General features: G+C 43.9%; 7 protein-coding genes. 2 read left to right on the top strand and 5 right to left on the bottom strand.

Translation table 11 applies throughout. The annotated features are described in order from the left end of the window. Nucleotides 1-3: 3 nt before the first annotated feature. From DXC04_RS05065 to ftsH, 4 genes are all read right to left on the bottom strand, one after another. The gene (locus DXC04_RS05065; RefSeq protein WP_118660256.1) at nt 4-939 is read right to left on the bottom strand and encodes an ROK family glucokinase; all 936 of its coding nucleotides are present in this window, start codon (nt 937-939) and stop codon (nt 4-6) included. Nucleotides 940-941: 2 nt separating this feature from the next. Then, nucleotides 942-1877, bottom strand: coding sequence for an HPr(Ser) kinase/phosphatase (hprK, locus tag DXC04_RS05060; RefSeq protein WP_021861292.1), 936 nt, complete (start codon nt 1875-1877; stop codon nt 942-944). A gap of 71 nt (nt 1878-1948) precedes the next feature. Beyond that, on the bottom strand, nt 1949-3787 hold the full coding sequence (uvrC, locus tag DXC04_RS05055) for an excinuclease ABC subunit UvrC (RefSeq protein ID WP_118660254.1): 1839 nt from the start codon (nt 3785-3787) through the stop codon (nt 1949-1951). Nucleotides 3788-3976: 189 nt separating this feature from the next. After that, nucleotides 3977-5875, bottom strand: a complete 1899-nt coding sequence (gene ftsH / locus DXC04_RS05050; RefSeq protein ID WP_118660252.1) for an ATP-dependent zinc metalloprotease FtsH — start codon at nt 5873-5875, stop codon at nt 3977-3979. Between the two features lie 181 nt (nt 5876-6056). Between ftsH and DXC04_RS05045 the strand changes: the two genes are divergently transcribed. Both DXC04_RS05045 and DXC04_RS05040 read left to right on the top strand, forming a co-directional pair. Then, a complete protein-coding gene (locus DXC04_RS05045; RefSeq protein WP_117538101.1) occupies nt 6057-7550 on the top strand; it encodes a DUF1846 domain-containing protein in 1494 nt (497 codons plus the stop codon). A gap of 55 nt (nt 7551-7605) precedes the next feature. Next, on the top strand, nt 7606-9225 hold the full coding sequence (locus tag DXC04_RS05040; RefSeq protein WP_117538100.1) for a CTP synthase: 1620 nt from the start codon (nt 7606-7608) through the stop codon (nt 9223-9225). Between the two features lie 169 nt (nt 9226-9394). Here DXC04_RS05040 and DXC04_RS05035 read toward each other — a convergent pair whose 3' ends face one another. Beyond that, nucleotides 9395-12577, bottom strand: a complete 3183-nt coding sequence (locus DXC04_RS05035) for an AAA family ATPase (protein WP_118660250.1) — start codon at nt 12575-12577, stop codon at nt 9395-9397. Between the last annotated feature and the right edge of the window lies 1 nt (nt 12578).

Raw genomic sequence — 12578 nt, 5'->3', positions numbered from 1 at the left:
ATTTTAGTCAAAGATTAGTTTTGCAGCTCCGCATATTCCTGCATCATTTCCTAATTCTGCAAGTTTAAACTGTACATCCTGATTTGCAAAGAATGCATTTGCTCTGTAGTTCTTGACAATATAGTCAAGAAGGATCTCTCCTGCCTTTGATACACCTCCACCAATTACGATTACTGCCGGATCAACAACAACTGCAATGTTAGCAAGTGCATGTCCAAGATATTTTCCAAATTCTTCTACAATCTCTTCTGCAACTTCATCCTGTGCCTTTAATGCATCAAATACTGCTTCTGCATCTACATGTTCCTGACTGCGTAACAGGCTGGACTTTGCATCCTTTGCGAGACGCAGTGCTGCAAGTCTTGCAATACCTGTAGCGGAAGCATACTGCTCCAGGCATCCTTTTTTTCCACAGCCACAGGTTTCTGTCTCTGTTTCATTCACACAGATATGACCGATCTCCCCACCGGCACCATTCGTACCAACCAGAGGATGTCCTTCCAGGATTACGCCACCGCCTACACCTGTTCCCAGCGTAACCATGACGATATTCTTCTCACCTTTTCCAGCCCCAAGCCACATCTCGCCAAGGGCTGCTACATTGGCATCATTTCCCAGTCTGACTTTCAGACCGGTCAGCTCTTCCATTTCTTTTTTAACTTCCTTATAACCCCATCCGAGATTCGCTGTATTCTGTACAATACCCACTTCCGTCACCGGAGCCGGAACACCGATTCCTACTCCTTCGATCTGATCCTTTGCAATCTTCTTTTTCTCACAAAGTTCCTCTATAGAAGCGGCAACATCCGGAAGGATCGCAGCGCCTTCGTTTTCTGTGTGGGATGGAATCTCCCATTTTTCCAGAAGTACACCATCGATCTGGAACAATCCCATCTTCACAGTTGTTCCGCCAATATCTACACCAAAACAATATTTCATAATTATTCTCCCTGTTTCTTAGCCATATTTTCCTGCACACGTTTGTATAATTCCTGTGCAGCATTATATCCCATACTTTTCTGTCTGTGGTTGATTGCCGCAGTCTCAACAATGATAGCGAGATTACGTCCCGGACGGATCGGTAACTGATGACATACAACTTTATTGCCAAGAAATTCTGTATATTCTTCTTCCAGTCCCAGTCTGTCATATTCTTTATCACGATTCCAATCTTCTAATGTGATAACAAGATCGATATTCTGTGTCTCTCTTACACTCTGTACACCAAACAGCATCTTCACATCTACAATGCCGATTCCTCTTAACTCAATAAAATGTCTCGTAATATCCGGCGCCTTACCTACCAGTGTATCATCACTGACCTTGCGGATTTCTACAACGTCATCGCTTACAAGACGATGTCCACGCTTGATCAGCTCAAGCGCCGCCTCACTCTTACCGATTCCACTCTCTCCCATGATCAGCACACCGACACCATATACATCAACAAGTACACCATGAATCGAAATGCAAGGCGCCAGTTCTACATTTAACCAGCGGATGATCTCAGCCGTAAATGTAGATGTATTGACCCCTGTAGAAAATACCGGAATATTTGCCTTATTTGCTTTCTCAAGAAGCATTGGTTCCGGTTTTAAACCACGGCAGTATACAATACACGGAATCTCATAAGACAATAACATGTCATAGATTTTCTCTTTTTTCTCTTCTTCTATATTCTGAAGATATGTGTATTCTACATATCCGATAATCTGCACACGTTCTGATGCAAAATGTTCGAAAAATCCAGTAAGCTGCAATGCCGGACGGTTTACATCCGGAACGGAAACTCCTGTTTTTGTATAATCTACATCCGGAGTCAGATTCTTTAGGTCAAACCGCTCTACAATCTGACTTAATTTCACTTGATTTACCATACTGTTTCCTCCACCCTTTCTTTCCAGTATTTCTTAATTGTGCAAAAAATAACACACAATATTATATCATATCAATGAAAGAATTTGTATACATCTTCTGCTGATTTTTTATTCATTGATGGCAGTTTCTGAAGCTCTTCTACAGATGCTTGTTTTATTGCATCTATATTTTCAAAATGCTTCATCAGTTCTTTTCTTCTTGCCGGCCCTACTCCCGGAATGTCGTCCAGAATCGAACGTACCTGTCCTTTTCCTCTCAGTTGTCTGTGGAAGGTAATAGCAAAACGGTGTGCTTCATCCTGAATTCTGGTGATCAGCCGGAATGCTTCTGAATGTATGTCGATCGGAAGCTCCACATTTTTATAATACAGCCCTCTTGTGCGGTGATGATCGTCTTTTACCATTCCACATACCGGGATCGAAATGTCAAGTTTTTGCAATACCTCTTCTGCAATATTTACCTGTCCGCGTCCACCATCCATCAGTATAAGATCTGGAAATACCGTAAATCCTCCCAGCTCTTTTCCTTCTTCCTGTTCTCTGAGACCATGGGTAAATCTGCGCGTCAGCACCTCTTCCATACTGGCATAATCATCCGGTCCCTGTACGTTCTTGATACGGAACTTACGGTAATCGTTTTTCTTTGGCTTGCCCCGCTCGTACACAACCATGGAGCCTACCGAAGCAAAACCACTTGTATTGGAAATATCAAATGCCTCCATTCTGGAAATGCCTGACAGTCCGAGTATTTTTTCCAACTCTTTGACAGCTCCGATCGTCCGTCCTTCTTCTCTTTTCAGCCGTTCCTTGTCCTTTTGTAATACCATGGCGGCATTCTTTTCAGCCAATTCAACAAGTTTCTCTTTCTGCCCTTTTTTCGGAATGATCAGGTGGACTCTCCGTTCCTTTTTCTTGCTCAGCCACTCTTCCAGAAGTTCCTGGTCTTCCACTTCCTGCGGAAGCATAAGCTGCGAAGGAATATACGGTGTTCCTGCATAAAATTGTTTGATAAAGCTGGTCAGTGTTTCTTTTTCTGTCTCTCCCGGCGCTGTTTTTAAATAAAAATGATCTCTTCCGATCAGTCTGCCTCCACGGATAAAAAAAACCTGCACGACCGCATCTGCATATTCTGTCGCCATAGCAATAACGTCTCTGTCTTCTCCTGCTGTGTCCGTGATCTTCTGCTTCTGCGCAATCTTCTGCACACTGAACAATAGCTCCCTGTATTCTGCTGCCTTCTCAAATTCCAGTACTTCTGCCGCATCCTGCATCTGTTTTTCCAATCTCTTTAATATAATGTCATAATTCCCATTCAGAAAATGCAGTACCTCCTGCACGGACTTCTGATACGCTTCCTGGCTTATATATCCCTGACAGGGCGCATCGCACTGATGAATGTGATAATTCAGGCATGGGCGTTCTTTTCCCGTATCCCTTGGCAGTTTACGATTGCAGCTCCGGATATGATATAATTTGCGGATCAGTTCGATCGTATCTTTTACTGCACCGGCACTTGTATATGGTCCAAAATATTTCGCTTTGTCTTTTATCATCTTTCGCGCCAGCATTATTCTTGGATATGCTTCATCCGCTGTCACTTTGATAAATGGATACGCCTTATCATCCATAAGCATCGTATTATACTTTGGATGGTGTTCCTTGATCAGATTACATTCCAGAACAAGCGCTTCCAGTTCAGAATCCGTAACGATATACTCAAATCTCCGGATATGCGTTACCATCTGCTCAATCTTTGCGCCTTTATTCCTGCTACTCTGGAAATACTGACGCACCCGATTTTTAAGGCTGATCGCTTTTCCGACATATATGATCCTATCTGTCTCATCATGCATGATATATACTCCCGGTTTTCCCGGAAGTTTTTTTAACTCTTCAGGTATATCAAACATTTGTCTTCCCTTTCTTTTTCTGATTCACATCGTAATTATTGTATCGGAAAATAGGTCTGTAAGCAAGGTCTTGCAGAAGGCTTTTCATTATAACAGAAATCATATTTTCTCTATGCAAGTAAAAAAGAGTACGCAGATAAGAAAAATGGAGCAGATAAAATCTGCCCCATTTTGTATACTTACAATCTCTTATACTTCTTTCATTGCAATTCGTTCTTCGCCGGATGCCTTCTTCTCTTCCGGATCGGTTCCTTCCACTTCATGTAATATCTGCATAAATTCCTTACCTGTAATGGTCTCTTTCTCGATCAGGAATGCAGCAATCTTATCCAATGTTTCTCTGTGTGCCTGTAATAATGTCTTCGCCTGCTCGTAAGCCTCTTTTAGCATCTTCATGACTTCTTTGTCAATCTCAGATTCTGTCTCTGCTCCACAGTTGGAAACCGGTCTTCCGTTCAGGTATCTGTTCTGTACCGATTCCAGTCCGATCAGTCCGAACTTCTCACTCATACCATACTGCGTGATCATCGCTCTTGCTACCTGTGTTGCTTTCTCGATATCGTTTGAAGCACCTGTCGTAACCGTATCAAATACAATCTCTTCTGCAGCACGTCCGGCAAGCATACCAACTAACATTGCTTCCAGTTCTTTCTTCGTATTCAAATACTTCTCTTCCTCCGGAGTCTGCATAACATAACCGAGTGCTCCCATCGTACGTGGTACGATCGTAATCTTCTGTACCGGCTCTGCATCCTTCTGAAGTGCGCTCACCAATGCATGTCCGACTTCGTGGTAGGAAACAATTCTTCGTTCCTCCTGACTCATAATACGGTCTTTCTTCTCCTTGCCGACCAGTACAACTTCTACAGCCTCAAACAGATCTGCCTGCGATACCGCATGTCTGTCATGTTTGACTGCATTAATCGCAGCTTCATTGATCATATTGGCAAGATCTGATCCGACAGCACCAGAAGTTGCCAGTGCGATCTCTTCCAGATCAACCGTCTCATCCATACGGACATCTTTGGAATGAACCTTTAATACTTCCACACGTCCTTTTAAATCAGGTTTTTCAACAATGATACGTCTGTCAAATCGTCCCGGTCTTAACAGCGCCGGATCCAAGATCTCCGGACGGTTCGTTGCCGCCAACAGAACAAGTCCTTTATTGCTCTCAAATCCGTCCATCTCTGCAAGGAGCTGGTTCAGTGTCTGTTCTCTCTCATCGTTACTTCCCATCTGGTTGTCACGGCTCTTACCGATTGCATCGATCTCATCAATGAAAATGATACACGGTGCCATCTGCTGTGCCTGTTTGAACAGATCTCGTACACGGGAAGCTCCAACACCCACATACATCTCAACAAAAGCCGAACCGCTGAGTGAGAAAAACGGTACTTTCGCTTCTCCGGCGACCGCTTTTGCAAGTAATGTCTTACCGGTTCCCGGAGGTCCGACTAACAGTGCACCTTTCGGAAGTTTTGCACCAACGCTTGTATATTTTCCCGGATTATGCAGAAAATCTACGACTTCCTGCAGAGATTCTTTTGCTTCATCCTGTCCTGCTACATCCTTAAATGTAACTCCGGTCTGCTTCTCCACATACATCTTGGCATTGCTCTTGCCGATTCCCATCATGCCGCCACCCTTAGACATACGCTTTGTCGTCCAAATGATCAGTGCCACCAGACATGCCACCGGAAGGAATGTGCCGAGAAGCTGGAGCATGACTGCGGATGTTGTATCCGGTATCTTTGCGTTATATTCTACATGCGCTTTATACAGTTTGTCAGACAGCTGATCGTCCTTGACAACTCCTGTATAATACTTCTTCGCAATCCGGTCTCCGGATTCTTTCTTCATTGTGATGATCAGTTTATCACTGTCGATCTCAACTTTGTCTACTTTTCCTGCATCGACATATTTTAAAAACTTGTCGTAGCTGATCTCTGTCTCGGATCCTTGTCCCTGAAACTGGTAAAGTGCCAACACAAGTATCGTCGTGATCAGAGTCACTAAAATGACAAATGAAAAGCCCTGTCGGTTGTTCTTTTTAGGATCTTGATTTTTCTTATTCTGGTTGTCCATATTCTTCCTCCTATTACATTACATAATTATAAGGACAGCCCACCCGGAAATCAATAAAAGATTTATGAAAAGATTGTAAACTTCCCATATCCTGTAGTATACTTGGATAGAAAATAGTTCATACAGAAATTTACACTTTTATGAAATATTTTTAATATAACGTTATTAAGAGGATTGAATAATGAACATAGGATTTGACAACGAAAAATACTTACAGATGCAGTCCGCTCATATCCGGGAACGTATCGCCCAGTTCGACAACAAACTTTACCTGGAATTTGGCGGCAAATTATTTGATGACTTTCACGCATCCCGTGTACTTCCGGGATTCCGGCCAGACTCCAAGATGCGTATGCTGATGCAGCTAAGCGATCAGGCAGAGATCGTCATTGTCATCAGTGCCGAAGACATTGAGAAAAACAAAGTCCGCGGAGACCTTGGCATTACTTATGATGTAGATGTTATGCGCCTCATGTCTATTTTCAAAGGCCACGGACTGTATGTCGGCAGTGTCGTAATTACCAAATACAGTGGACAGCAGAGTGCTGCTTTATTTAAGAACAAACTGGAAAAACTCGGCATCAAAGTTTACAACCACTATCCGATCGACGGCTATCCTTCCAACATTCCACACATTGTAAGTGACGAAGGCTATGGCAAAAATGATTATATCGAAACTTCCCGCCCGCTGATCGTCGTAACAGCGCCGGGACCTGGAAGCGGCAAGATGGCTGTCTGCCTGTCACAGCTCTACCATGAACACAAACGCGGGATCTGTGCCGGTTATGCCAAATTTGAAACATTTCCAATCTGGAATATCCCGCTCAAGCATCCGGTCAACCTCGCTTACGAGGCGGCAACAGCCGATCTCAACGACATCAATATGATTGATCCGTTCCATCTGGAAGCATATGGAAAGACAACCGTCAACTACAACCGTGACGTGGAGATCTTCCCTGTCCTGAATGCGATGTTTGAACGAATCTATGGAAAGAGTCCATACAAATCACCGACAGATATGGGCGTCAACATGGCAGGTAACTGTATCTGTGATGATGAGGCATGCAAAGAAGCTTCCAATCAGGAGATCATCCGCCGTTACTATGATTCCAGAAGACGTGCCCTTGCCGGTGCATGTTCGGATGAAGAAGTATACAAGATCGAGATGCTGATGAACCAGGCAGGCATCACCGTTCATGACCGTCCGGTTGTTGACGCTGCAATGAAACGTGCCGAAGAAACAGGTGCTCCGGCTGCTGCAATGGAACTGCATGATGGTCGTATGGTCACAGGCAAGACTTCCGATCTGCTCGGCGCATGCGCTGCTCTTCTTTTAAATGCTTTAAAAGAGCTTGCCGGCATTCCACATGATCGTCCGGTTATTTCTCCGGCAGCAATTGAACCGATCCAGACTTTAAAGACTCAGTATCTTGGAAGCAAGAACCCACGTCTTCACACAGACGAAGTGCTTATTGCGCTGTCTGTCAGTGCAGCTTCCGATCCGGATGCACAGAAAGCACTGGAACAGCTTCCGAATCTGAAGGGCTGCCAGGCTCATACTTCCGTAATGGTAGGTGATGTTGACCGCAAGCAGTTTATGAAACTTTCGGTTCAAGCAACTTTTGAAGCAAAATATGAAAATAATTCTGTATTTTTTCCGAAAAAGGGTGTATAATTTTTAAGTATTTTTTTGGAGCATACTTATTTATTTGAACGCGAAGGAGGAAATTATGGCAGTAAAATATGTATTTGTAACAGGTGGAGTAGTATCAGGACTCGGAAAAGGAATTACAGCCGCATCACTCGGAAGACTTCTGAAAGCACGCGGCTACACAGTGACCATGCAGAAATTCGATCCTTATATCAATATTGATCCGGGTACTATGAATCCGGTACAGCACGGAGAAGTTTTCGTCACAGACGATGGTGCTGAGACAGACCTTGACCTTGGTCACTACGAGCGTTTTATCGACGAAAGTCTGACAAAGAATTCCAACGTCACAACCGGTAAGATCTATTGGTCCGTATTGCAGAAAGAACGTCGTGGAGATTTCGGCGGAGGAACTGTACAGGTTATCCCGCACATCACAAACGAGATCAAGTCCCGTTTCTATCGCAATCCATCTGCTGAAAATACAGAAATTGCCATTATTGAAGTAGGCGGAACCGTCGGAGATATCGAAAGCCAGCCTTTCCTTGAGGCGATTCGTCAGTTCCAGCACGAGAAAGGACGCGAGAACGTTGTTCTGATCCATGTAACTTTAATTCCTTACCTTCGCGCTTCACAGGAGATGAAAACAAAGCCAACACAGGCAAGTGTCAAAGATTTACAGGGAATGGGAATCCAGCCGGATATCCTCGTATGTCGTTCTGAGCATCCTCTGGATGACGGCATCAAAGACAAGATCGCACTTTTCTGTAATGTACCATCCAACCATGTACTCCAGAATCTGGATGTGGAATATCTTTATGAAGCACCGCTTGCAATGGAGAAAGAACATCTTGCAGAAGTAGTATGTGAGTCACTTCATCTGGACTGCCCGACACCGGATCTCAAAGACTGGACAGAGATGGTTGAATATCTGAAGACACCAAATACAGAAGTAACTGTTGCTATTGTCGGTAAATATATCCAGCTTCATGATGCTTACATCAGTGTCGTAGAAGCATTAAAACATGGTGGTATCTTCAGCCGTGCTACTGTAAATATCAAATGGATCGATTCCGAGACGGTTACTGCTGAAAATGTAGATGAGCAGTTGAAAGACGTCAGCGGTATCTTGGTTCCGGGCGGATTCGGACAGCGTGGTATTGACGGAAAACTGCAAGCTATCAAATACGCACGTACCAATAAGATTCCGTTCCTCGGTCTGTGCCTGGGCATGCAGCTTGCAATCGTTGAATTTGCAAGAAATGTCATCGGTTACCGTGATGCACACAGTGCAGAACTTGATCCGGATACAACACATCCGGTTATCCATATCATGCCGGAACAGCTTGGCATTGAGGACATCGGTGGTACTTTAAGACTTGGATCTTATCCATGTGTTCTTGATAAGACTTCTACAGCATACAAATTATATGGCACAGAAGAGATTCATGAACGTCATCGTCATCGTTATGAAGTCAACAACGACTATCGTGATGCTCTGACAGCCAACGGCATGAAATTATCCGGTCTCTCACCGGACGGACGTATTGTCGAGATGATCGAGATTCCGGAACATCCTTGGTTTGTCGCAACACAGGCGCATCCGGAATTAAAGTCCAGACCGAACAGACCGCATCCGTTATTCCGTGGCTTCGTAGAAGCAGCTTTAAAATATCAGGATGATAAGGCTACAAAATAATCCTGTTTCTTCAAGCGTTTCATAAATAAGTGAATATATAAAGAATATAATTTTATATTCTGATATAGTAAAAATGTGTAAGTTTCTATGCTCAGAAACTTACACATTTTTTTATTTACTCATTTCTTAATTATCTCTTTTCTATTATCTTATCTCTATTATCTTATCTCTATGCCCAGTCGATCCTGCTTCCTTTCGCCGTTTTCTTTACGACAAGCTTCGTATCAATCTGTTCTTTTAATTCATTGACATGAGAAATAATTCCCACAAGCCGGTTTCCCCCAGCCAGTTCTACCAGCACACGGACCGCCTGCTCTCTTGTACTGTCATCGAGAGAGCCAAATCCCTCATCAATAAACATTGTATCCAGGCGGATTCCTCCGACACTACTTTGTATTGTATCTGCAAGCCCCAACGCCATCGATAACGCTGCCATAAAGGATTCTCCACCGGATAGCGTACGCACATCCCTCACTGCGTCATTTACCATGCTGTACACGTCCAGATCCAATCCTGACTGTCCCTGGCTTCCCATATGCGACAAATCTTTGCACTGCAGGATAAAAGAGCCATCCGTCATCTTAATCAAACGTCGATTCGCCGCCTGAATAATCTGTTTAAAATACTGCCGCTGTACATATGTTTCAAAATCCATCTTCACATTGCCGGTCAATGTACCATTTGCAGTCTTGCTCAGATTTGAAATCCACTCGTACTTCTTCTGCTGCTCACCGATTTTTTCAAAAAAATGTTCCAGGCGCTTTTTCGTTTCCTCGTGACTCTGCACAAGATTCGTTATCAATATCTGTTCTTTTGTAAGCTTTTCTTCTTCACTGCGTCTGCTTTCCAGTTTTTTCAAAAGTTCAGAAATATCCGGGCGCTCTTCCCCCTCCAGACGTTCCCGCAGACTCTTTAATACCCCTGTATTTTCACTGACTTGTTTTTCGTATTCCCGCAGCTTGTTCTCCAAGCCCGGAAGCCTTTCTATTTGCGTACAAAACTCTGAAAACTGCTCTTCTGTCAAACTGTATTTTTCCAATGTCTCTCTATATGATTTTTCATTTTCCAGACATTGCACTTCCTGCTCTTTCTCATTTTGAAGTTCGCTTTCTAGCTTTCCTTCCCGCTGTTTCTGGTTCGCAATCTCTTCCTGAAGTATTTTCTCTGTTCTGTCAGTTTCTTCCTGCAGTCTGTTTTTCCGGCTTGTCTTTTTCTTAAGTTCCTCTTTTGCAGCCTCTCCGGACTCCCACGGCAAAGCATCTTTTCTCGTCTCATACTCCGCTTTCAAGCTTTGTCTCTCAAGGTCCAGTGCTGCTTTTTCTTTCTCTGTCTTTTCCAGTTCCCTGTTTTGTTTTTCCAGCTCTTCCTGCTTTGCCGGCAGCTTTTCCACCAGTGCTTTTGCATGTGCAAGCTGCTCTTTATTCTGCTCTTCATTCTGTTCCAGTTTCTTTCGTTCTTCCCGGACTACAGCCAGTTTCTTTTTTAACATTTTTTCCGTTTCCAGCAGATCAAATGTAGCAGTTTTCAGGAAATCATTTTCACCAAGAAGTTTTCTGCATTCATTCGAAAATACCGACCGGCTGCTTTCAAATGCATTCCATCTCTCCCGGTACAGATCTGCCGCCTGATCTCTGGCTTTTTCTGCTTTGTCACGCATCTTCTTTGCACTCTCAACTTCCTGTTCCGATACTGCATGCAATGATAACTGCCTTGGATGCGGATGTTCTGTAGATCCACAGACCGGACATGGTCTTCCTGTCTCAAGTCCTGCTGCCAGGATTCCTGCCTGCTCTTCAAAAAACAGACTGTATTTCTGTTCATAATCCTCAAAAACAGATCGGTAATTTTTCACTGCACTCTCCAGCTTTTTCTGCAGTTCTTCACAGGCTTTCTTTTGAGTATCCAGCTTAGGGATCTGTGCCGTAAGGGTTATCACCCAGGATTCTTCTTCCGTTTTCTGCTCTTTTAACTGCCCGAGAAGCCTTCCGTTTTCTTCCCATCCTGCAATAGATTTCTCTGCTTTCTCCGTATTCTCTATCCATTTCTTCAATTCCGTATGAACAGCTTCTGCCTTTTCTTTCCGCACTTCGTTCTTACGGATTTCCGCTTCTGTCTCTTCCATCTTTTTCTTAAGGGCTTCCAACATTTCATACTGTTTCAGTCCTTCTGTAAGCTTCACAATCTCTCCCGATAATACAGGTTCTTCTCTCTTCAGACATTCCAGGGCAGATCTGGCGGTCTCTGTCTTCTCAGACACCCTATCCATGCCGGTTTCCAGCTCCTTTTTCAGCATTTCTATCGTCTGTCTGATCTTTAAAAGTCTCTTCGTTCCATTTTCCATATTTTCAAAAATCGGTCTGACATTTGCCGCCGCACGAATGTGCTCCGTCTGTTCTTTTTCTTCATGATACAGTACTTTTCTCGCTTCTAATTCTTCTGACTTTTTTTTCGCTTTCTCACAGTCATCAAAAAGCGCAAGCAGAAATTTGGCATTCTTCACTTCACTGTTTAACCGCTCCACTGCTTTTCTTTCCTCAGCCGCCAATTTCGTATAACTTTGCTTCTTTTCCTGCTCTGCGGAAATAATCTCCTTTAACACCTGTAACGTCTCATCCTGCGCCGGGAACACCTGTCCTTTTAACAGTTTCCAGTGACTGAAAAGTTCTTTCCCTGCCAGATCTGCAAGAGACTCTTCTTTCACACGTTCCATTTCCATTTGCAGATTTCTCCGGCTCTCCTGCATATCCTGCTGCATTTTCAACGCTCTCTGTCTTAAGATTTCCTGTACCTGTGCATATATTTTCGTATGGAAAATACGGGAAAAGATTTTCTTACGGTCTTTGGAATCGGCAAGCAGTAACTTCAGGAAATCGCCCTGCGCGATCATCGCCATCTGCGTAAACTGTCCGGCATCCATCCCCATGATCTCTGTGATCTTCTGCTCTGTCTCACGCTTTCTTCCCGGGAATACACTACCATCCGGCATTGTAAGTTCTACTTTTGCGCTCTCTTTTACAAGACGTACAGAACCGTCCGATGCCTTTCTCTTTCCTGCACGCATATACTCCGGATTCCGGCGCACCTCATACTGCTCTCCATGATAGTCAAACACCAGTCTGACATAAGTTTCCACATCTTCGGATGCATACTGGCTACGCATCATATTTCCTTCCCTGTTGCCACCGCTGGTCTGGCCGTAAAGCGCATACACAATAGCATCAAACACCGTCGTCTTTCCTGCTCCTGTATCTCCTGTGATCAAAAATAAACCTTGTCTTACGCCTGTAAAATCAACCACTGTCTTTCCTGCATAGGAGCCAAACGCTGACATTTCTATTGTAATCGGACGCATC

The sequence above is a fragment of the Dorea sp. OM07-5 genome (assembly GCF_003481355.1).
Classification (GTDB): domain Bacteria; phylum Bacillota; class Clostridia; order Lachnospirales; family Lachnospiraceae; genus Dorea_D; species Dorea_D hominis.
The sequence above is the reverse complement of the archived record's forward strand: the minus strand, read 5'-3'. Positions and strand labels throughout refer to the sequence as shown.